This is a genomic window from Streptomyces sp. NPDC005423 (assembly GCF_040606415.1).
Taxonomy (GTDB): Bacteria; Actinomycetota; Actinomycetes; order Streptomycetales; family Streptomycetaceae; genus Streptomyces.
This window is the reverse complement of sequence record NZ_JBEXET010000014.1, coordinates 38919-59884: the sequence shown is the minus strand read 5'-3', so window position 1 is coordinate 59884 and position 20966 is coordinate 38919. Positions and strand designations below refer to the sequence as shown.

The window sequence follows — 20966 nt, the reverse complement described above, 5'->3', positions numbered from 1 at the left end:
ACGGGGCACCGGGGCCTTGTGCTGTTCCGGGAACCCGGCTGTTCCGAGAGCCCGGCTGTTCCGAGGGGCTGTGCTGTTCCAGGGGCCAGTGTCGTTCCAGATGCCCGTGCGGCTCCGAGAACCGGTGCTGCTCCGCGAGCCCGTGTAGTTCCAGAGCCCGGTGCTGCTCCCGGAGCCGGTGCTGTTCCCGGAGCAGGTGCTGTTCCCGGTGTCTGTCCGTCGGGGGTCATAGCGCGGGTGAGGGACCGGTCTTGGGCGAGCCGGTGCTGGGGACGGGCCGGGACGGGCCCGGTGGGCGAGGGGCGGCGCGCCGCGCGAGGCGGGGCATGCGGAAGGGGCGACCACCGGTGCGGTGGTCACCCCTCGTTCCGTGTTCTGGGGAGGGCGGGCCCTACTGGCCCTGTTGCTCGTCCCGACGGCGCTGCCAGCGCTGCTCGATCCGGTCCATCACGGAGCGCCGCTGCCGGCCCTGACGACGGGCCTGCGGGGCGCCGGCGACGGGCTGTTCGCCCGGCTTGGGAGCCTTGCGCCAACCGGTGACGGCGAGTACCGCACAGCCCAGCATGACGAGGAACCCCACCACGCTGACCCAAATCTGCTTCGCGACCATGCCGGCCATGAGGAGCGCGATACCCACGAGGAAGCCGGCCACGGCCTGGTAGACCCGTCGCCGGGTGTACGTGCGCAGGCCGTTGCCCTCAAGCGCTGTCGCGAACTTGGGATCTTCGGCGTACAGCGCTCGCTCCATCTGCTCGAGCATTCGCTGCTCGTGCTCCGAGAGCGGCACGGAGTCCTCCTCATCGTGCAGTCGCCGGGGCGACCCGGGGGGTCCCTTCAGGATAGGCAGGGAATCGCCCCCGTGAAACCCGCCCCTCTACGCCAATTGGCAACCGGAACCCGCCATGAGCGTTCCGGCTCGCTGAGGCTTCCATTCCCCAACGGCCGTCCCGTCATGCCGGGCGGTCTCCCTCGATCATACGGCGCCGGGTCCCCGTACGGGGGGCCTGTGGCGTACTCCATCTGCGGCCGAGGCCCTGATCAGGGGTGCGTCACGGGGTGCCGCTCAGGCCCCGGCGGCCGCCCGCGTCTCGCCGAGCACATGGAGCTGGGTCGCCACCGAGTGGAAGGCCGGCAGCTCGGCCGCCGCGGCCTCCAGCTTCAGCAGCGCGTCCAGGGCGCCGGGCTCGGTGTCCACCAGCACACCGGGGACGAGGTCGGCGAAGACCCGTACGCCGTGCACGGAACCGACCCGGAGCCCCGCGCCCTCGACGGCGGCGGTGAGCTGCTCAGCGGTGAAGCGGTGCGGGACGGGGTCGGCGGCGCCCCAACGGCCGTCCGGGTCGCCGAGCGCCTGCCGGGCCTCCGTGAAGTGCCCGGCGAGGGCGCGGGCCAGCACGGCGCCGCCGAGTCCGGCGGCGAGCAGGCTGAGGACACCGTCGGGACGCAGCGCGCCCGCCACCGTGCGGACGGCGTCGGCGGGGTCGTCGACGTACTCCAGGACGCCGTGGCACAGCACCGCGTCGTAGCCGCCCCGCTCGACGACGTCGAAGAGGCCCTGGGCGTCGCCCTGGACGCCCCGGACGCGGTCGGCGACACCGGCCTCGGCGGCCCTGCGCTCCAACGCGAACAGCGCGTTCGGGCTGGGGTCGACGACGGTGACGCGGTGGCCGAGGCGGGCGACGGGCACCGCGAAGTTGCCGCTGCCACCCCCGGTGTCGAGGACGTCCAGCGAGTCCCGTCCCGTGGCCTTGACGCGTCGGTCGAGAGCGTCCTGGAGGACCTCCCAGACCACGGCGGTACGGAGAGAGGCGCGGGGACGGCTCAGGTCCGGCACGGCAGTTGACTCCTCGGCGCGGCACCGCCTGTGACACGGCGGAGCGAACGGTCTGCCTCCCCGGCCCGAACCCGGGCGGAGGGAAGCCTTCAGGCGCCTTCCACCCTATTGCCTCGGCCGCCCCGCCCGGTCATCCGTCTCGCGCGGCGGACGGGACGGCGGCGGGGCGCGGGCCGCTCCGGGCCCGCCGCGTCATCCGGCCCGGTCCCCCGGCCGCGCCACGTCTCCGTAGCCGTCGCGGACGCGGTCGCGGTCCTGGTCAGGCCGGGGCTGGGGCAGCACCGGCTGGAGGACGAGCATCCGCTCGACGAGGCGCAGGAACATCGCCACGTCACGTATCAGGTCGTCGGCGTCGCGGCGGGTGGCCGCGCCCTGGATGCCCGCCTCGGCGCGGGCCCGGCGGCGGGCACCCGCCGCGAACAGGGCGCTCCACTCGGCGAGTTCGGGCGCGATCTCGGGGAGCACCTCCCAGGCGCTCCGGATCCGGGGCCGGCGCCGGGACGGTGGTTCGGGGCGGGCGCGGGCGGCGAGGACGGCGGCAGCGGTGCGCAGGGCGGCGAGGTGGGCCGTCGCGTACCGCTCGTTCGGCGTGTCCAGGGCTGTCGCCTCGTCGAGTCCCGTGCGGGCCTGGGCGAGGAGGTCGAGGGCGGCGGGTGGGGCGGTGGCCCGGCGGAGGACCGGGTGGACATCGCTCGGGGGGCCGGTCAGTGAGGGGGCAGGGCCGGTTGCGCGGTGCCGACGGGCGGCGGCTGCGGACGAGTTGGCCATGACGAACCTCCTGTCGTCTGTGTGACGGCACGCCCTGTCAGGTAGCGCCGTATGTGCCCATCGTGCGGTATGCCACTGACAATCCGATCTGACCTGGCCTTTTGCCTCGATCGTAGGTTCGCGTTAGTTTTTGCACTGACTAGTCAGTGCAGTTTGATGGGGCGGGGAGCCATGGACGAGGGCACGAGCGGGGCCCGGGTGGAGGCCGAGGGTTTCGGGGTGAAGGGGCCGCGCGGCTGGGCGTTCCGCGACGTCTCGTTCACCGCTCCGCCCGGTTCGGTGATCGCGGTGCGGGGAGCGTCTGGATCCGGCCGCACCTGTCTGCTGCTCGCGCTGACGGGACGGATGAAGGCCGCCGAGGGGGCCGCCCGGGTGGGCGGGTGCACGCTGCCCGAGCAGCTCGCCGCCGTCCGCCGGATCGGCGCCCTGGCCCACGTGGACGGTGTCACCGACCTCGAACCGGCCCTGACCGTCGGCGAGCACCTGCGCGAACGGGCGCTGTTGCAAAGGCGGTTCGGAGGCCCCCTGCGCGGGCTGCTGCGGCCACGGGCCGACCGGGCCGCCGAGGCGAAGGCGCGGATCGACACCGCCCTCGCCGCCGCCGGGCTCGACCGCGAGGCCCTCCCCAAGGGCTCCCGGACCGCCGTACGGGATCTGGAGCGGCTGGAGGCGCTACGGCTCTCCGTGGCGCTGGCGCTGATGGGGCGGCCGGCGCTGCTGGCGGTGGACGACCTCGACCTCAAGCTCTCGGCGCCCGAACGGGCCGACGCCTGGGCCATGTTGGGGTCGCTCGCGGAGACCGGGACGACCGTGGTGGCCGTGTGCGACGAGGCTCCCGAGAACGCCGTAGAGGTCCGTACCGACGGGAAGGAGACGGCCGATGCGCTCGCCGAGGCTCGCCGCGCTTGAGCTGAGGAGGTTCGGCCGGGGGCGGCTGCCGCGCGCCGCCCTGGTCGCCCTTCTCCTGCTGCCCCTGCTGTACGGCGCCCTCTACCTGTGGTCCTTCTGGGACCCGTACGGCCGACTCGACCGTATCCCCGTGGCGCTGGTGAACGACGACAAGGGGGCGACCGCCGACGGGAAGAAGGTCACCGCGGGCGCGGACATCACCGAGGGGCTGCGCGCGAGCCGGACCTTCGCCTGGCGCGAGGTGAGTTCCGCCGAGGCGCGCGAGGGCGTCGAGGACGGCACGTACTACCTGTCGCTGACCATGCCGTCCGACTTCAGCCGTCGCATCGCCTCCAGCGCGGGCGACGACCCGGAGACGGGCGCCCTCCAGGTGCGCACCAACGACGCGAACAACTACATCGTGGGACAGATCTCGCGCACGGTCTTCAGCGAGGTGCGGACGGCCGCGTCCACGAAGGCGTCGCGGAGCTTCCTGGACCGGATCTTCATCTCCTTCGCCGACATCCACGGCGAGACCGTGAAGGCCGCGAACGGCGCCGACAAGCTCAAGAGCGGCATCGGAAAGGCGGAGAAGGGCTCCCAGGACCTCGCCGACGGGCTGACGGACGCCAAGAAGGGCAGCGCCAAGCTGTCCAAGGGCCTGAAGAAACTCGACTCGGGCGCGGGCGAGCTGGCGGACGGTTCGAAGCGGGTCGCCGAGGGCACCCAGACCCTCGCCGACACGGTCGACGGGGTCGCGGACAAGGTGGGCCCCTTCCTGAAGGACAACGAGAAGACCATCGGGGACACGGCCCAGCTGGTCGCCGACTCGGCCGGGACGGTCCGCGCCCATCTGCGCACCCTGGTGAAGACCGCCCCGGTCGCCGCCAAGGGGGCCCACGCCGCCGCAGGCACGCTCGACGACGTCTACGGGACGCGCTGTACGGACGCGGTGCCCCCGGACGCCGCCTGCCCCGACCTGAAGAAGGCCAGGGACGCGGCGGCCGACGCGGCACGGATCGCCGACGAGGTGAACACCCTGGTGGCCGATCAGAACGGCGACCTGAAGACCCTCGACACGAACCTGGCCACGCTCCAGAAGCAGGCCCAGGCGCTCGCCGACCGCGCCCCGCACCTCTCCGCGGACCTCGACGACGCCGTCTCCCGGATCGACGACCTGAACGCGGGCGCGGGCAAGGTCGCCGCCGGCGCCAGGACGCTCCACTCCGGCCTCGGTACGGCGAAGGGCGGCGCCGCCGACCTGGACAGCGGCGTCGGCGCGCTCAAGACGGGCGCCGAGGACCTGAGCGGCGGAATGTACAAGCTCGTCGACGGCTCCGGGAAGCTCGCCGGCGGGCTGCACGACGGTGCCGGACGGATACCGGACTACGACAAGCAGGACCGCGACCGGCGCACCGGGGTGATGGCCGACCCGGTCCAGCTCGCCTCCAGGGACCTGCACCACGCGCCCAACTACGGCACCGGGTTCGCCCCCTACTTCATACCGCTGTCCCTGTGGGTCGGCGCGATGGTGGCCTACATGCTGATCGCGCCGATGAACCGGCGCGCCCTCGCCGCGGGCGCCCCGGCGTGGCGGATCGCGGTGGCGGGCTGGCTGCCGGTGGCGGCGGTCGGGGTGCTCCAGACGACCGCCCTGATGGCCGTACTGCACTGGGCGATCGGCCTGGAGATGACCCGGGCGGCCGGCACGGTCGGCTTCCTGTTCCTGGTCGCCGCGTGTTTCGCGGCGATCGTGCAGTGGCTCAACGCCCGCTTCGGAGCGGCGGGCCGGATCCTCGTACTCGCCCTCCTGATGCTCCAGTTGACGTCGGCGGGCGGCACCTACCCGGTGCAGACCAGTCCGGGCTTCTTCAACGCGATCCACCCCTTCCTGCCGATGAGTTACGTCGTCGAGGCGCTGCGCAGGCTCATCACGGGCGGGGGTACGGAACCCGTCTGGACGGCGTGCGCGGTGCTGGCGGGCTTCACCGCGGGCGCCCTCGCGCTCACCGCGCTGTCCGCGCGCCGCCACCAGGTGTGGACCCTGGACCGGCTGCACCCGGAGCTGAGCCTGTGACCCCGCCCAGGACACCGCCACGCGTACCCGCGCGGGCGCGTGGGCCTGTGACAATCGGGGTCATGGAAAGCAGCAGCGCCCCGTCGGGCGGCAGCACCCGCCGGGAGGCCACCCGGCAGAAGCTCTACGAGGCGGCCGTCACCCTCATCGCCGAACAGGGTTTCTCGGCCACCACGGTCGACGAGATCGCCGAGCGCGCCGGGGTCGCGAAGGGCACCGTCTACTACAACTTCGCGAGCAAGTCCGTGCTCTTCGAGGAGTTGCTGCGGCACGGGGTGGGTCTCCTCACCGCGTCTCTGCGGGAGGCGGCCGAGCGGACGGTCCGGGACGGCGGCGGCCAGGTGGACGCCCTGGACGCGATGGTCCGCGCGGGCCTCGGCTTCATCGCCCGCTACCCGTCCTTCACCCAGCTCTTCGTGGCCGAGCTCTGGCGCACCAACCGGACTTGGCAGTCCACGCTCATGGTGGTGCGCCGACAGGTCACCGCCGCCATCGAGGACGTGCTGCGCGAGGGCGTGGCGAGCGGCGAGTTCGACGACGAGATCGATGTCTCGCTGACCGCGGCCGCCCTGGTCGGCATGGTCCTGGTGGCAGCGCTCGACTGGCAGTCCTTCCAGCCCGAGCGCTCCCTGGACGACGTCCACGCGGCGCTCTCCCGGCTGCTCCAGGGGCGGGTGACGGGGAGCCGCTGACCCTCCGGGGCCGGCGGTTCCCCGCGGCGGAGCACGCGGCGGACCGGCGGAAGGAGCGGATCGAGGGCCGCCCGGTACCGGCGCCCCGTGCCGCCGGTACCGGAGCCGCGCCCCTTCCCCGTCCCCACTCTCCCGTTCCCGCAGGTCGGGCCCCATCCGCGCGGGTACTCAACTCCCCGCCCGAGTACGGATACTCAGCCCTACGTGTTCATGCCCAGGACGTGCCGCCTCCCGAGTGACTACGATCGTCTGCGTGTCGGTACTTCCCCTGGTCTTCACCAGCGGCTGGGCCAGCGGCATCAACGCGTACGCGGTGGTGCTGCTGCTCGGGATCTTCGGCGCCACCGGGGTGAGCGACGCGGTCCCCGAGTCGCTCCAGCGCCCCGAGGTCCTCATCACGGCCGGTGTGCTCTTCCTCTGCGAGGCGGTCGCCGACAAGGTTCCCTACGTCGACTCGGTCTGGGACTCGGTGCACACCGTGATCCGGCCGGCCGCCGGGGCCTGGGTCGGGGCGGTGCTGGCCGGGCACAGCGGCTCGCTCTCCGATGTGACGGCCGGCCTGGTCGGCGGTTCGACGGCGCTGGCCAGCCATACGGTCAAGGCCGGGACCCGGATGGCGATCAACACCTCGCCCGAGCCGTTCAGCAACGTGGTCATGAGTCTCGCCGAGGACCTCGGCGTCGGCGGGATCGTGACCTTCGCGATGTTCCATCCCGGGGCGGCGGCGGTGATCGCGGGCACGCTGCTGCTGTCCGGGCTGATCGTGCTGGTCTTCCTGATCTCCCGGATCCGCCGGTTCCTGCGCCGCCGGGCGCAGCGCCGGGAGGAGAGACGGTTGGCCGCCCAGCCGGGCCGGCCTCCGGACCCGTCGTCCTGGTGAGAGGCCGCGGCCGGATTGTCGGTGGCGGCCGATAAAGTCCCTGGCATGGCACGGATTGCGGTGATCGGCGCCGGGACGGGCGCGATGGCGGCCGCCGCCCGGCTGGCCGTCGCGGGCCACCGGGTGACGGTGTACGAGCGTACGGAGACCTACGGCGGGGCGGTGCGCCGCGTGGAGCGGGACGGCTTCGCCTTCGACACGGGACCGGGGCTGCTCACGCTGCCCGCGGTCTACCGCGACCTGTTCGTCAAGACCGGCAAGGAGCCGCTGGAGGAGCTGGTCGAGCTGGTCCAGGTCGACCCCTCGTCCCGCCACCTCTTCGCGGACGGCACGGAGGTCGCCCTGCCGAACGCGTCCCGCGCGGGTGTCGTCGCGGCGCTGGACGAGGCGCTCGGCGCGGGCGCGGGAGCGCGCTGGGGCGACTTCCTGGTCCGGGCCCGCGAGGCCTGGGACCGCACCCGCAGACCGCTCCTGGAGGAGCCGTTGTGGCCGAACTGGCAGGTGCTGGCCGAGCGCGAGCCCTACCCCTCGGTCCCGCACAAGAGACTGCTGCGCACCCGCCGCGCGGCCACCCTCGCGGAGGTCGGCGCCTGGGAGCTGCGCGACCCCCGCCTGACCGCCCTGCTGGAGAGCCACGCGCTCGCGCACGGCCTGGATCCCCGGGTGGCGCCGGCGAGCGCGGCGGTGCTGCCGTACCTGGAGCACGCCTTCGGGACCTGGTATGTCCGGGGCGGGGTGCGGGAGTTGGCGCGCGCGGTGCACGAGCGGTGCGTGGCCCGCCGGGTCGTGTTCGCCTTCGGAGCCGAGGTCACGGGGATCGTGGAGAAGGACGGCCGGGCGGCGGGGGTCGAGTTGGCCGACGGCACGGTGGCCGAGGCGGACCACGTCGTGGCGGGCATCGATCCGGTCCGGCTCGACGGGCTGACCGGGCACGGCCTGTACGGCGACAGGGACGTACGGCCCGTACCGGAGGCGCCGCGCGCGGACCGGTTCACCGTGCTGCTGGCGCTGCGCGGTGCCCGGACGGCCGGTGCGGCGCACCGTACGGTCGTCCACACGCCGGACCGGGTGGCCGAGTTGGACTTCCTGAGCGGCGCCCGCCCCGGTGCGCCCGCCCGGCCCACGGTGACCGTGCTGCGGCCCGACGATCCGGCGCTGCGGCCCGACGGGGAGCACGAGTCGGTGGTCCTGTCCGCGGTGGTGCCGGCCGGCACCGAATGGTCGGCCGACGGGAGAGGCGAGGCGTTCGCGGACCTGCTCGTCGGGGCCGCCGGGGCAGCCGTGCCGGAGCTGCGCGAGCGGCTCCTCTGGCGCGAGGTGCGCAGCGGCCCGGCGGCGGTGTCGGCTCCCGCGCTGGCCGGCGGCGGCGCCCGTTTCCTCTACCCGGCCAACTCGACCGCCCTCGCGGGGCTGTACCGCGTGGGCGGCTCGTCCCACCCCGGCGGCGGGCTGCCGCACGCCGGGATGTCGGGGGCGCTGGTCGCCGGACTGATCGTGGAGGGGCCCGAGTTCCGGGGCTCCCGGTAGCGGCCACCGGGTGCCGGGGCGGGGCCCCGGAAGGCGACCCCGCTGGTGAGGAACCCGGGGGTCAGAAGCGGTACTGCTCGTCGTACCCGGTGCCGGTGCCGCTCTGCTGCTGGCCGTTGGCGTCGTAGGGGTACTGCTGCTCGGGCGGGAGTTCGCCGCCGAAGGCGTCGGTGCGCTGCTGGGGCACCCACACCCCGCCGGCCGGGGTCTCCGCCGCGTAGCCGCCGGTGCCGTACTGCTGCTCCTGGGCGTACCCCTGCTGGGGGTACTGCTGCTGGCCGTCGTAGCCGCTGGCGTCGTAGGAGGCGCCGCCGCCGTACGTCTGGGTGCCGATGTACGGGTCGGAGTAGGCCGCGTACTGCTGCTGGCCCGAGGCGTCGTAGCCGTACTGCTGCTGGTCGTAGCCCTGGTAGCCGTCGTAGGAGTAGCTCGGGTCGACGCCCTGGGCGGCCGTCGCGTAGGCCTGGTCCTGGGACTGGCCGGCGGTGGCGTAGGAGGGATCCCCGGTCGCGTAGGGCTGCTCGGGGGGCTGGCGGTAGGCCGCCGCCTCGTCGTAGACGCCGTAGGAGCCGGTGTCGTCGGGCAGCGGCTGGGGTTCGTAGACGGCGGTGCTCTCGGCGGCCGACGGCTCGGCGGGGCGGGCCCGGGTGAAGACGTCGTCGCGGTCCTGGTCGTCCTGGCCGTAGGCGGCGTCGTCGCGGCGGTAGTCGGCCGCGTACCCGGCGTCGGCCGCTTCGGCGCCCGGGGCGGCGAAGGACGGGTCGGCGGGCTCGTCGGGCTCGCCGCGGCCACGCTTGCCGGCGCCCGCGCCGGGACGCCCGGTGACGGCCCAGCCGGATTCGAAGCCCTGACGGAACGACAGGGTGACGTAGGTCTGGCCGACCGCGAAGGCGATCGCGCCGAGGCCGATCACGATGACGGAGGGGATCAGCACACCGAGCACGACGCCGAGGAAGCCGCCGAAGGCGAGCAGCCGCCAGCGCAGCCGCGCCTTGTACTGCAGCAGCACCTCACCGAGCAGCCAGAGTGCGACGACGCCGAACGCGATGTAGAGGACCGTCCAGCCCATGTACGCCCCTCTCCCAGTGGCCGCTACGCAGTGTGTCCTATTTCGAGGCGGCCGGTCTAGGCCCTCGGCGGGTGGTGCAGACCCAGGTTCTCGTAGATTTCCAGCGTCGCCGTGGAGTTGTTGAGCGTGATGAAGTGCAGTCCGGGCACTCCCTCGGCCAGCAGCCGGGCGCAGAACTCGGTGGCGAACTCGATTCCGGTCGAGCGTACAGCGGCCGGATCGTCTTTGGCTGTGAGGATCCGCTCTTTCAGGTCGGCGGGGAGGTCGGCGTTGCTGAGCTGCGGCAGCCGCTCCAGCATCCGCACGCTGGTGACGGGCATGATCTCCGGGATGACGGGGGTGTCGCAGCCGGCGGCGGCGACCCGGTCGCGCAGCCGCAGATACGACTCCGGGCGGAAGAACATCTGGGTGATCGCGTAGTCGGCTCCGGCCCGGCACTTGTCGACGAAGTGCGCGACGTCCGTGTCCCAGTCGGGGGAGCGCGGGTGCATCTCCGGGAAGGCGGCGACGCCGACGCAGAAGTCGCCCGACTCCTTGATGAGGCGCACCAGTTCGGCCGCGTACGTCAATCCGCTGGGGTGCGGCACCCAGTCGCCCATCGGGTCGCCGGGCGGGTCGCCGCGCACCGCGAGCATGTTGCGGATCCCGGCGTCGGCGTACTGGCCGATGATGTTGCGCAGTTCGGCGACGGAGTGGTCGACCGCGGTGAGGTGGGCGACCGGGGTGAGCGTGGTGTCGGCGACGATCTGCTCGGTCTCCCGGACGGTGCCCGCCCGGGTCGAGCCGCCGGCACCGTAGGTCACCGAGACGAAGTCCGGGGCGACCGCCTCGACCCTGCGCAGCGCGCTCCACAGACTCCGCTCGCCCTTGGGCGTCCTCGGCGCGGAGAACTCGAACGAGTACGTCCGCTTGCCGGTCGCGAGCATGTCGCGCACCGTCCGTGCGTGATCAGTCCTGGTGGATGCGGTTCCGAGGGCCATACTGGCAGGTTAGCCAGGGGGCGCCGGTCCCCCAACCGGAACCGGATATTTGCCCGAATTGTCGACCTGTTGTCCACGCCTCGGACGCGCACGCCTGGACCGCGCGGCCGTCACATCCGCCGCAGCCGCTCCGCGAACTCCGCGGCGGCGGCGCCCGGGTCCTCGGCCTCCGTGATCGCCCGTACGACGACGACCCGGCGGGCGCCCGCTTCGAGGACCTCGTCGAGGTTGCCGAGGTCGATGCCGCCGATGGCGAACCAGGGGCGGGCGGTGCCGAGCGCGGCGGTGCCGCGGACCAGGCCGAGACCGGGGGCGTGGCGGCCGGGTTTGGTGGGGGTGGGCCAGCAGGGGCCGGTGCAGAAGTAGTCCACGCCCTCCTGGACGGCGGCCGCCGCCGCCTCGGACTCGGCGTGGGTGGAGCGGCCGATCAGGACGGAGTCGCCGAGCAGGGCACGGGCCGCGGGGACCGGGAGGTCGCCCTGGCCCAGGTGGAGGACGTCGGCGCCGGCGGCGTGGGCGACGTCGGCGCGGTCGTTGACCGCGAGGAGTCTGCCGTGCCGGGCGCAGGCGTCGGCCATGACCCGGAGGTGCTCCAGTTCCTCGGCGGCCTCCATGCCCTTGTCGCGCAGCTGCACGACGTCCACGCCGCCGGCCAGGACCGCGTCCAGGAACTCGGGGAGGTCGCCCTGGCGTCTGCGGGCGTCCGTGCAGAGATAGACCCGGGCGTCGGCGAGCGCCGCACGCGCGGCGTCGGCAGCGTCGGCGGTGTCGGGCATACGTGCATCCCCCTGTGGTCGTGGTGCCTGGCGCGATGGTGCCGTTGCGCCTGGTGCGAGGCGCCGTGGTGCTCGGTACGTGGCGCCGTGGTGCTCGGTACCTGGTGTCCGGTGCCGTGCGGAGGGGTGCGGGCCGCGACCGAGCGTCGCCGCGGCCCGCCGCCCCGGGGAGGGTTCGGATCAGACGGCGAGCGCCTGGGCGCGGCGCTTCACCTCCGTGCCGCGATTCTCGCTCAGCGCCTGCGCGGGGGTGCCGGGCAGGCTCGGGTCGGGGGTGAAGAGCCACTCAAGCATCTCTTCGTCGGAGAAGCCGTCGTCCCTGAGCAGCGTCAAGGTGCCGGTCAGGCCCTTGACGACCTTCTGCTCGGCCCCGTCGATGAAGTCGGCGGGAACGTGCAGCGCGCGGTTCTCACCACGGCGTACGGCGATGAGCTGGCCCTCCTTGACCAGCTGCCGCACCCGTGTCACCTCGACATCGAGCATCTCCGCGATGTCGGGGAGGGTGAGCCAGGCAGGGACGAGAGCATCGATCTTTGCGTCAATCTCGGTCACGTAAACAGCGTGCCATCCCGGACTGACAGTCGGAAGCCGGGCCGGTCCGACCCGGGGGGACAAACCCTCGCGAACTACCGCACGGCGGCCTTCATCGGGCGCGCGGGATCGGCCAGCAGCGCGGCGTCCACCGCGGTGCCCGCCTCGATGAGCCGACGGCCCTGCGCCAGGTCGCGGGGGCGTCCCACCGCGAGCAGGGCGACCAGCCGCTCCCCGCGCAGCCAGCACACCGACCAGGCCGGGTCGGACGGGTCGCCGCGCCACAGGGTCGTGTCGGCGGAGGCGTGGTGGCCGGCGTACTGGACGAAGCGGCCGAACTGCTCGGACCAGAAGTACGGCACCGGGTCGTACACCGCCGGCTCCTCGCCGACGATGTTCGCGGCGACCGTGCGGGGCCCCTGAAGGGCGTTGTCCCAGTGGTGGACGAGCAGGCGCTCGGCGTACCGGCCGGAAGGGAAGGAGACGCAGTCGCCGACCGCGTACACGTCCGGCACCGAGGTGCGCAGCCGTTCGTCGGCGAGGACCTCCCGGTGGGCGCCGAGGGCGATACCGGAGCCGGTCAGCCAGCCCGTGGCGGGCCGCGCCCCGATGCCTACCACGACGGCGTCGGCGGGCACCCGGGAGCCGTCGTCGAGGACGACGGAGCCGGGCTCGACGCGCCGCACGCGCGCGTGCGTGCGCAGCGAGGCGCCGGCGTCCGCGTACCAGGCGGCCATCGGCGCGGCCACCTCGGCGGGCAGCGCGCCCGCGAGCGGCCGGTCGGCGGCCTCCACGACGGTCACCGCGCAGCCCGCCTCGCGCGCGGCCGTGGCGAACTCGGCGCCGATCCAGCCCGCGCCGACGACCACGATGTCGTGCCGGCCGGCGAGCACGGGCCGCAGCCGCTCGGCGTCGTCCAGGGTGCGCAGCAGATGCACCCCGGGGATGCCGTCGGCGCCCGGCAGCCGGATCGGCTCGGCCCCCGTCGCGAGGACCAGCACGTCGTAGGGGACGGCCCCCCGCGGGGTGTCGAGTTCGTGGTCGGCGGTGCGGACGCCCGTCACCTCGCGGCCCAGCCGGAGTCCGATGCCGAGCGCCTCGAAGTCGACGTCGAAGGCGGAGCCCTCGGCCTTCCCGAGGAGTACGGCCTTGGAGAGCGGGGGGCGGTCGTAGGGCTGGTGGGGTTCCGCGCCGATCAGGGTGACGGTGCCGGTGAAGCCCTGGTCGCGCAGGGCGACGGCGGTCTGCACCCCGGCCATGCCCGCGCCGACGACGACCACGCGCCGTCCTGGTGACGTGCCCTGTTCCCGTGTCTGCTCGCTCACCCGGTCACCATAGCCACCTGATGATCCGTCAGTCAGCGGGCGTGTCAGGTGACCTGTTCCACAACGCTGGTCCCGCTGCCCGGCTGCGACTCCCACTCCCAGCGCTCCTCCAGGCGCACCCGGCCGTCGGCGAGCACGGCCACCCGGGAGACGCAGTGCCCGGAGGAGGTGCTCCCGTCCCGCTTCAGCTGTACGTACCGGAAGTCGAGCCGGTCGCCGTCCCGGGTGCCGACCAGATGGCCGCGCTCCACGTCACCGCCCGCGTACTCGGCCCAGATGACGCCGTCCTTCTCGTGGTAGGCGAACCGGGTGCGCGTGCCGACCTGTCCGGGCGCCTGGTCGGCGACCGGGGCGAGGACGAGTCCGTCGAGGGACGGGAGGGAAGACGGGAGAGGAGTCGTAAGGGAAGGGCGCATCGGCCGGAACTCCTGCACCGGGAGCCGGGGCTCCCTTACTGAGAGACGTGACAGCGGATTAGGCTGGCCACCGTAAAGCACTCGCGGGAGCCCGGACGCACCGGGCTGAGAGGGAGGCTGGCGGCCTCCGACCGTACGAACCTGATCCGGGTCATGCCGGCGAAGGGAGGGGCTGGACGCCCATGTCGCCCACACGCACCTCAGACGTCCTCGTGGTCGGGGGCGGGATCATCGGCCTGGTGACGGCCTGGCGGGCCGCGCAACGCGGGCTGGCGACCGCCGTCGTGGACCCCGAGCCGGGCGGCGGGGCCGCCCAGGTCGCCGCCGGGATGCTGGCCCCGGTCACCGAACTGCACCACGGGGAGCAGACCCTGCTGGCGCTGAACCTGGAGTCGGCGCGCCGCTACCCGTCCTTCGTCGCCGAGCTGGCCGAGCTCACCGGCCTCGACCTCGGCTACCGCGCGTGCGGCACGCTGGCCGTCGCGCTCGACGCCGACGACCGCGCCGAACTGCGGGAGCTGCACGCCCTGCAACGGCGTTCGGGCCTGGACTCCGAGTGGCTCACCGGGCGCGACTGCCGGCGTCTGGAGCCGATGCTCGCGCCGGGCGTGCGCGGGGGGCTCAGGGTCGACGGCGACCACCAGGTCGACCCGCGGCGGCTGGCGGCGGCGCTGGTGGCCGCCTGCGAGCACGCCGGGGTCGTCCTCCACCGGGCGTGGGCGGAGCGGCTCACGGTGGGACGGGACCGCGCCACGGGCGTCGTCACCGGTGCGGGCACCGCGCTCACCGCGGACCATGTGGTGCTCGCCGGCGGCAGTCTCAGCGGCCGGCTCAAGGGCGTCCCCGCCGAGGTGCTGCCGCCCGTACGGCCGGTGAAGGGGCAGGTGCTGCGGCTGACGGTGCCCGCGCGGTACGCGCCGTTCCTGAGCCGCACCGTGCGGGCCGTGGTCCGCGGCGGCCAGGTCTATCTGGTGCCGCGCGAGAACGGCGAGCTGGTCGTCGGGGCCACCAGCGAGGAGCTGGGGTGGGACACCACGGTCACCGCCGGGGGCGTCTACGAGCTGCTGCGCGACGCGCACGAGCTGGTCCCCGGGATCACCGAACTGCCGCTCACCGAGACCCGGGCGGGACTGCGCCCCGGCTCCCCCGACAACGCGCCGCTGCTCGGCCCCACCGAACTGCCGGGACTCCTGCTGGCCACCGGGCACCACCGCAACGGTGTGCTGCTCACACCGGTCACCGGGGACGCCCTCGCCCACGCGCTCACCACCGGTGAACTCCCGGACGGGGCCCGCCCGTTCACCCCGAAGCGTTTCTCTCTCCTGGAGCAGCCCGCATGAACATCTCCGTCAACGGGGAGCCCCGGGAGATCGCTTCCGGCACGCCCCTCGACACCCTGGTGCGGTCGCTCGCCCCGGCCCCCTCCGGAGTGGCCGCCGCCCTCAACGAGACCGTCGTCCCGCGCGCGCAGTGGCCCTCCACGTCGCTTGCCGAGGGGGACCGCGTCGAGGTCCTCACCGCCGTCCAGGGAGGCTGACCCATGGCCGACGACCCCTTCGTCCTCGCCGGTACGACCCTCACGTCCCGGCTGATCATGGGCACCGGCGGGGCACCCAGCCTCGACGTCCTGGAGCGCGCCCTGGTGGCCTCCGGGACCGAGCTGACCACGGTGGCGATGCGCCGCGTGGACGCCTCGGTGCACGGCTCGGTGCTCTCCGTCCTGGACCGGCTCGGCATCCGGGTGCTGCCGAACACGGCGGGCTGTTTCACCGCCGGGGAGGCCGTACTGACCGCCCGACTGGCCCGGGAGGCGCTCGGCACCGGCCTGGTGAAGCTGGAGGTCATCGCCGACGAGCGGACGCTGCTGCCGGACCCGATCGAGCTGCTGGACGCGGCGGAGACCCTCGTCGACGACGGGTTCACGGTGCTGCCGTACACGAACGACGATCCGGTGCTGGCGCGGAAGCTGGAGGACGTGGGCTGTGCCGCGATCATGCCGCTCGGCTCGCCGATCGGCTCCGGCCTGGGCATCCGCAACCCGCACAACTTCCAGCTGATCACCGAGCACGCGCGCGTGCCGGTGATCCTGGACGCGGGAGCCGGTACGGCGTCCGACGCGGCGTTCGCGATGGAGCTGGGGTGCGCGGGTGTGATGCTCGCCTCGGCGGTGACCCGGGCGCAGGAGCCGGTGCTGATGGCCGCGGCGATGCGCCACGCGGTGGAGGCGGGACGCCTCGCCCACCGGGCGGGCCGCATCCCCCGGCGCCACTTCGCGCAGGCCTCCTCCCCCGTCGAGGGCCGCGCCCGGCTCGATCCGGAGCGCCCCGCGTTCCAGGCAAAGTAGCGTCGTCCGCCCGGAGGGCGGGGCCTGCGGCGTCTGGTGCTGGGGGTACCTCCCACGCCCTTCAGGCAGTGGGGGACCATCGCAAGGCGGAGGGTCGTCCGCGTACTGGGCGTACGCGGGCGATCCCGACAACGCGGCGTGGGGGTCCCCCGGCCGAAGGCTGGGGGAGTGCCGTGCCCGGCGTCGCAGGCCATACGGGACTGTCGGAACAGGCCCTAGTCCCCGGGGCCTGTCGTGCGCGTCCGGAGGCAGCCGGTGCGCGGCCTTGTCGGCTGTCCCGCAACAGTCACAGCTCTGCTGCATTACGTCCCCCGACGCACGGATCCGGTGGCCCTGTCAGCGTCGGCTCGTACACTCACCTGCGTGGATACGACCCTTCAGGACCCTCTCGTCGGGCAGGTGCTCGACGGCCGTTATCGCGTCGACGCGCGGATCGCCGTCGGCGGGATGGCCACGGTCTACCGGGCCGTGGACACCCGGCTGGACCGCGTCCTCGCGCTCAAGGTGATGCATCCGACGCTGGCGGCCGACGCCGCCTTCGTCGAGCGGTTCATCCGCGAGGCCAAGTCGGTGGCCCGGCTGGCGCACCCGAACGTGGTGCAGGTCTTCGACCAGGGCGCCGACCGGTCGTACGTCTATCTCGCCATGGAGTACGTCGCCGGGTGCACCCTGCGGGACGTGCTGCGCGAGCGCGGGGCGCTCCAGCCGCGGGCCGCGCTGGACATCCTGGAGCCGGTGCTGGCCGCGCTCGGCGCCGCGCACCTGGCCGGGTTCGTGCACCGGGACATGAAGCCGGAGAACGTGCTGATAGGGGACGACGGCCGGGTCAAGGTCGCCGACTTCGGACTGGTCCGCTCCGTGGACACGGTCACCGCCACCACGGGGACCCTCCTCGGCACGGTCTCGTATCTGGCGCCGGAGCAGATCGAGAACAGCACCGCCGACCCCCGGGTCGACGTCTACGCGTGCGGTGTCGTCCTCTACGAGATGCTGACCGGCGAGAAGCCGCACGACGGGGAGTCCCCCGCCATCGTGCTCTACAAGCACCTGCACGAGAACGTGCCGGCGCCGTCGGCCGCCGTACCGGGCCTGGCCTACGGGCTGGACGAGCTGGTCGCGGCGGCCACCGCCCGCGACCCCGGCCTCCGGCCGTACGACGCCGTCGCGCTGCTCGGGATGGCCCGCGCGGCGCACGCGGGGCTGAGCGCCGAGCAGTTGGACGCGCCGCCGCCGCGGGCGGTCCCCGCGGAGCATCCCCGCGCGGAGGACCGTACGAGCGTCCTCCCGCGCTCGCTGACCGTGCCCCGGCCGCTGCCCGTCGACGAGGACGAGCACGCGGACGACGTCAGCCTGACCACGGTGTTCGAGAGCGGGCCGCCGCTGCCGCCGCGCCGCCGTCCGGGGCGCCCGCGGCGCGGTGTGCTGGCGATCGTCGCCGCCCTCGTGCTGGTCCTCGGGGTCGGCGCCGGGGTCTGGTACATCAACTCCGGCCAGTTCACGAAGGTGCCCCCGCTGCTGGCGAAGACCGAGGCGCAGGCGCGGAACCGGCTGAAGGCGTCCGGACTCGACGTCAAGACCGTCGACCACGCCTACAGCGACACGGTGAAGCGGGGCACGGTGATCAGCACGGACCCGACGGCCGGCGCCCGTATCCGGGACAACGACTCGGTGACCCTGACCGTCTCCGACGGCCCGCGGACCGTGCGGGTGCCGGACCTCCAGGGCTACCGGCTCGACAAGGCGCAGGCGCTGCTGAAGCGGGACGGGCTGGCGCCCGGCATGGTCACCGAGGCCTTCAGCGAGGACGTCTCCAAGGGCTTCGTGATCAGCACGGACCCGGAGGCGGGCACCAAGCGCCGCGCGGACTCCGCGATAGCGCTGACGGTCAGCAAGGGCAGCCCGGTGGACCTACCGGATGTGACCGGCGAGGACCTGGACAGCGCCAAGTCGGATCTCCAGGGCGAGGGCCTCAAGGTGAAGGTCGCCACCGAGAAGGTCACCTCGGAGTACGACGCGGGCCAGGTCGCCCGGCAGACCCCGGCCGCCGGTGGCCGGGCCGCCGAGGGCGACACCGTGACGCTGACGGTGTCCAAGGGCCCGGAGATGGTCGAGGTGCCGAGCGTGGTCGGCGCGAGTGTCGACGCCGCGACGAAGCTCCTGGAGGAGTCGGGTTTCAAGGTCAAGGAGGACCGGGGTCTGCTCGGCCTCTTCGGTGACACCGTCAAGGCGCAGTCCGTGGCCGCGGGCGCCCAAGCCGCCAAGGGCTCGACGATCACGATCAAGATCCGGTGACGGCAGCGGCCGGCCCGCGTGGCACCCTGAGAGGGTGAGCAGTCTCCCCTCCCGCAACCCCGTCGGCAGCCATGTCCCGGTGGCCGGCGGCCTCCACTCCGTGGGCCTGTCGTACGCCCGTGAGCTGGCCGCCGAGGCCGTGCAGGTCTTCGTCGCCAACCCGCGCGGCTGGGCCACGCCGCCCGGGAATCCGCGCCAGGACGAGACGTTCCGGGCGGCGTGCGAGGCGGAGTCGGTTCCGGCGTACGTCCATGCCCCGTATCTGATCAACTTCGGTTCGCACACCGGGGCGACGGTGGAGAGGTCGGTGGAGTCGCTGCGGCACTCGTTGCGGCGCGGGCGGGAGATCGGGGCGCTCGGCGTGGTCGTGCACACCGGGAGCGCGACCGGCGGGCGGGAGCGGTCCGTGGCGCTGGCCCAGGTGCGTGAGCAACTGCTGCCGCTGCTCGACGAGTTGACCCACGACGACGATCCGTTCCTGCTTCTGGAGTCGACGGCCGGCCAGGGCGCCTCGCTCTGTTCGCGGACCTGGGAGTTCGGGCCGTACTTCGAGGCCCTGAACGCGCATCCGAAGCTGGGCGTGTGTCTGGACACCTGCCACATCTTCGCGGCCGGACACGATCTGACCGGCCCGAGCGGGATGCACCAGACGCTGGACCTGCTGGTGGAAACGGTGGGCGAGGGGCGGCTGAAGCTCGTGCACGCCAACGACTCCAAGGACGTGGCGGGGGCGCACAAGGACCGGCACGAGAACATCGGCTCCGGCCACATCGGTGAGGACCCGTTCCGCGCGCTGATGACCCACCCGGCGACCGAGGGCGTACCGCTGATCATCGAGACGCCCGGCGGCAAGGAGGGGAACGCGGCGGACGTGGAGCGGCTGAAGAAGCTCAGGAGCTCATAGGTCGGGGCCGTCGCCGGGCTGCTCCTGGTAGGAGTAGCGCTGTTCCCTCCAGGGGTCGCCGAGGTTGTGGTAGCCGCGTTCCTCCCAGAAGCCGCGGCGGTCGGCGGTCATGTACTCGATGCCCCGGACCCACTTCGGGCCCTTCCAGGCGTAGAGGTGGGGAACGACCAGGCGGAGCGGGAAGCCGTGTTCCGCGGTGAGGAGTTCGCCATCCTTGTGGGTGGCGAAGAGGGCGCTGTCGGACCCGAAGTCGGCGAGCCGGAGGTTGGCGCTGTAGCCGTACTCGGCCCAGACCATCACATGGCTGACGGCCGGTGCGGGCGGGACGGTCTCCAGGATCGTGCGGGCCGGGATGCCGCCCCACTCCGAGCCGAGCATGCTGAACTTGGTGACGCAGTGCAGATCGGCGACGACCGAGGCGTAGGGGAGGGCCGAGAACTCGTCGTGGTTCCAGCTGCGCTTGGCGCCGTCGGCGGTGGCGCCGAAGACGCTGAACTCCCAGCGTTCGGGGCGGAACTTGGGCACCGGGCCGTAGTGGGTGACCGGCCAGCCGCGCTGGACCCGCTGGCCCGGCGGCAGAAGTTCGGCCGGTTCGTCCCCTCTCTGACCCATGGCTCCATCCTGACAGACCCGGCGCGGTGCACATGACCGGCCGTGGACGTATTCGGGCAACTCGTACTAAGCATGCACTTACTGGACGTCTTCTTCGCGCCGGTGCAATCATGCGGCGCGAACCGCCACTCCCCCTCCCCGTATCGGAAGGAGCCTCCGCGATGCAGGGCGACCCCGAGGTCCTCGAATTCCTCAACGAGCAGCTCACCGGCGAGCTGACCGCGATCAACCAGTACTGGCTGCACTACCGGATCCAGGACAACAACGGCTGGACCAAGCTGGCCAAGTACACGCGTGAAGAGTCCATCGACGAGATGAAGCACGCGGACCGGATCACCGAGCGCATCCTGATGCTCGACGGTCTGCCGAACTACCAGCGGCTGTTCCACGTCCGGGTGGGGCAGACGGTCACGGAGATGTTCCAGGCGGACCGGCAGGTGGAGATCGAGGCGATCGACCGCCTGAAGCGCGGGATCGAGGTGATGCGCGCCAAGGGGGACGTCACCTCCGCGAACATCTTCGAGGACATCCTCGCGGACGAGGAGGAGCACATCGACTATCTCGACACCCAGCTGGAGCTGGTGGAGAAGCTCGGCGAGGCGCTCTACATCGCGCAGCAGATCGAGCAGCCCAGTTAGGCGGCCCGCCTGAGCAGCGGCTCTACGCCGCGTCCTCCAGCGCCTCGACCGGGCCGAGGACCGGCCTGCCCTCTTCCGCGAGCTCCCGCCGCGGGCAGCCGCCGCGGCCCAGGAGCGCCTGGATACGGCGGACGCAGGAACCGCAGTCGGTGCCGGCCTTGCAGGCGGAGGCGATCTGGCGGGGCGTACTGGCACCCGAACCCGCGTGCTGCTGGACCTGCGCCTCCGTCACCTGGAAGCAGCTGCAGACGTACACGCGGATTCACCTCCTGCCGATTTCGTATAAGGCTAACCTAACCTTACCCGGCGCTCAGGAGCCAGAAAAGTGGAGCCGGATTGTGCTGGCGTGTGCGGGCCCTGAAGTACCGCCGATCGTTGCGGTCGCACGGGAGATTCGGGTGACCGCGGACACC

The 20966-nt window shown here is 73.0% G+C and carries 22 protein-coding genes and 1 riboswitch; of the genes, 11 read left to right on the top strand and 11 right to left on the bottom strand.

Annotation, left to right across the window (positions count from 1 at the left end):
- Positions 1–391: 391 nt before the first annotated feature.
- The 3 genes from ABZT12_RS17270 to ABZT12_RS17260 all read right to left on the bottom strand — a co-directional run bounded on the left by ABZT12_RS17270 (position 392) and on the right by ABZT12_RS17260 (position 2602).
- On the bottom strand, positions 392–787 hold the full coding sequence (locus ABZT12_RS17270; RefSeq protein WP_356384320.1) for a DUF3040 domain-containing protein: 396 nt from the start codon (positions 785–787) through the stop codon (positions 392–394).
- A gap of 276 nt (positions 788–1063) precedes the next feature.
- The gene (locus ABZT12_RS17265; RefSeq protein ID WP_356384317.1) at positions 1064–1834 is read right to left on the bottom strand and encodes a methyltransferase; all 771 of its coding nucleotides are present in this window, start codon (positions 1832–1834) and stop codon (positions 1064–1066) included.
- 192 nt (positions 1835–2026) lie between these two features.
- Positions 2027–2602 (bottom strand): SAV_6107 family HEPN domain-containing protein, encoded by a 576-nt coding sequence (locus ABZT12_RS17260; protein ID WP_356384314.1) that lies wholly within the window; start codon positions 2600–2602, stop codon positions 2027–2029.
- 171 nt (positions 2603–2773) lie between these two features.
- On the opposite strand from ABZT12_RS17260, the gene ABZT12_RS17255 reads away from it, so the two are divergent.
- From ABZT12_RS17255 to ABZT12_RS17235, 5 genes are all read left to right on the top strand, one after another.
- Complete coding sequence (locus ABZT12_RS17255) at positions 2774–3511, top strand: ATP-binding cassette domain-containing protein (protein ID WP_356384311.1); 738 nt, start codon at positions 2774–2776, stop codon at positions 3509–3511.
- The gene (locus ABZT12_RS17250; protein WP_356384308.1) at positions 3483–5567 is read left to right on the top strand and encodes a YhgE/Pip domain-containing protein; all 2085 of its coding nucleotides are present in this window, start codon (positions 3483–3485) and stop codon (positions 5565–5567) included. The genes ABZT12_RS17255 and ABZT12_RS17250 overlap by 29 nt, the downstream gene beginning before the upstream one ends.
- A gap of 62 nt (positions 5568–5629) precedes the next feature.
- Complete coding sequence (locus tag ABZT12_RS17245; RefSeq protein WP_356384305.1) at positions 5630–6259, top strand: TetR/AcrR family transcriptional regulator; 630 nt, start codon at positions 5630–5632, stop codon at positions 6257–6259.
- Between the two features lie 253 nt (positions 6260–6512).
- On the top strand, positions 6513–7139 hold the full coding sequence (locus tag ABZT12_RS17240; protein ID WP_356384302.1) for a DUF4126 domain-containing protein: 627 nt from the start codon (positions 6513–6515) through the stop codon (positions 7137–7139).
- Between the two features lie 45 nt (positions 7140–7184).
- On the top strand, positions 7185–8666 hold the full coding sequence (locus tag ABZT12_RS17235; RefSeq protein ID WP_356384299.1) for an NAD(P)/FAD-dependent oxidoreductase: 1482 nt from the start codon (positions 7185–7187) through the stop codon (positions 8664–8666).
- 61 nt (positions 8667–8727) lie between these two features.
- On the opposite strand, the gene ABZT12_RS17230 is transcribed toward ABZT12_RS17235, so the two are convergent.
- From ABZT12_RS17230 to ABZT12_RS17205, 6 genes are all read right to left on the bottom strand, one after another.
- Positions 8728–9735 carry a hypothetical protein gene (locus tag ABZT12_RS17230; RefSeq protein WP_356384296.1) on the bottom strand — a complete coding sequence of 336 codons (1008 nt, stop codon included), beginning with the start codon at positions 9733–9735 and terminating at the stop codon, positions 8728–8730.
- A gap of 56 nt (positions 9736–9791) precedes the next feature.
- On the bottom strand, positions 9792–10715 hold the full coding sequence (gene metF, locus ABZT12_RS17225; protein WP_356384293.1) for a methylenetetrahydrofolate reductase [NAD(P)H]: 924 nt from the start codon (positions 10713–10715) through the stop codon (positions 9792–9794).
- 110 nt (positions 10716–10825) lie between these two features.
- Complete coding sequence (gene thiE / locus ABZT12_RS17220; RefSeq protein WP_356384290.1) at positions 10826–11491, bottom strand: thiamine phosphate synthase; 666 nt, start codon at positions 11489–11491, stop codon at positions 10826–10828.
- Between the two features lie 180 nt (positions 11492–11671).
- Complete coding sequence (locus tag ABZT12_RS17215) at positions 11672–12043, bottom strand: Rv2175c family DNA-binding protein (protein WP_356384287.1); 372 nt, start codon at positions 12041–12043, stop codon at positions 11672–11674.
- 74 nt (positions 12044–12117) lie between these two features.
- On the bottom strand, positions 12118–13347 hold the full coding sequence (locus ABZT12_RS17210; RefSeq protein ID WP_356384284.1) for an FAD-dependent oxidoreductase: 1230 nt from the start codon (positions 13345–13347) through the stop codon (positions 12118–12120).
- 44 nt (positions 13348–13391) lie between these two features.
- A complete protein-coding gene (locus ABZT12_RS17205) occupies positions 13392–13763 on the bottom strand; it encodes a hypothetical protein (protein WP_356384281.1) in 372 nt (123 codons plus the stop codon).
- A 73-nt stretch (positions 13764–13836) separates the two neighbouring features.
- Positions 13837–13948, top strand: a riboswitch (TPP riboswitch).
- On the opposite strand from ABZT12_RS17205, the gene thiO reads away from it, so the two are divergent.
- The 5 genes from thiO to ABZT12_RS17180 all read left to right on the top strand — a co-directional run bounded on the left by thiO (position 13946) and on the right by ABZT12_RS17180 (position 19303).
- Positions 13946–15103 (top strand): glycine oxidase ThiO, encoded by a 1158-nt coding sequence (gene thiO, locus ABZT12_RS17200; protein ID WP_356384278.1) that lies wholly within the window; start codon positions 13946–13948, stop codon positions 15101–15103. Its footprint overlaps the riboswitch before it by 3 nt.
- Positions 15100–15300 carry a sulfur carrier protein ThiS gene (gene thiS, locus ABZT12_RS17195; RefSeq protein WP_356384275.1) on the top strand — a complete coding sequence of 67 codons (201 nt, stop codon included), beginning with the start codon at positions 15100–15102 and terminating at the stop codon, positions 15298–15300. The genes thiO and thiS overlap by 4 nt, the downstream gene beginning before the upstream one ends.
- 3 nt (positions 15301–15303) lie before the next feature.
- Positions 15304–16107 carry a thiazole synthase gene (locus ABZT12_RS17190; protein ID WP_356384272.1) on the top strand — a complete coding sequence of 268 codons (804 nt, stop codon included), beginning with the start codon at positions 15304–15306 and terminating at the stop codon, positions 16105–16107.
- Between the two features lie 363 nt (positions 16108–16470).
- Positions 16471–18399 carry a Stk1 family PASTA domain-containing Ser/Thr kinase gene (pknB, locus tag ABZT12_RS17185; protein ID WP_356384269.1) on the top strand — a complete coding sequence of 643 codons (1929 nt, stop codon included), beginning with the start codon at positions 16471–16473 and terminating at the stop codon, positions 18397–18399.
- A 34-nt stretch (positions 18400–18433) separates the two neighbouring features.
- Positions 18434–19303: a deoxyribonuclease IV gene (locus ABZT12_RS17180; protein ID WP_356384266.1), complete on the top strand. Its 870-nt coding sequence runs from the start codon at positions 18434–18436 to the stop codon at positions 19301–19303.
- On the opposite strand, the gene ABZT12_RS17175 is transcribed toward ABZT12_RS17180, so the two are convergent.
- Entirely contained in the window at positions 19298–19915 is a 618-nt protein-coding gene (locus ABZT12_RS17175) for a sulfite oxidase-like oxidoreductase (RefSeq protein ID WP_356384263.1), read from the bottom strand. The two genes, ABZT12_RS17180 and ABZT12_RS17175, sit on opposite strands and share 6 nt — an antisense overlap.
- A 161-nt stretch (positions 19916–20076) precedes the next feature.
- On the opposite strand from ABZT12_RS17175, the gene bfr reads away from it, so the two are divergent.
- Positions 20077–20553: a bacterioferritin gene (gene bfr / locus ABZT12_RS17170; RefSeq protein ID WP_356384260.1), complete on the top strand. Its 477-nt coding sequence runs from the start codon at positions 20077–20079 to the stop codon at positions 20551–20553.
- Positions 20554–20575: 22 nt separating this feature from the next.
- Here the strand turns inward: bfr and ABZT12_RS17165 are convergent, their stop codons facing one another.
- Positions 20576–20809: a (2Fe-2S)-binding protein gene (locus tag ABZT12_RS17165; protein ID WP_356384257.1), complete on the bottom strand. Its 234-nt coding sequence runs from the start codon at positions 20807–20809 to the stop codon at positions 20576–20578.
- Between the last annotated feature and the right edge of the window lie 157 nt (positions 20810–20966).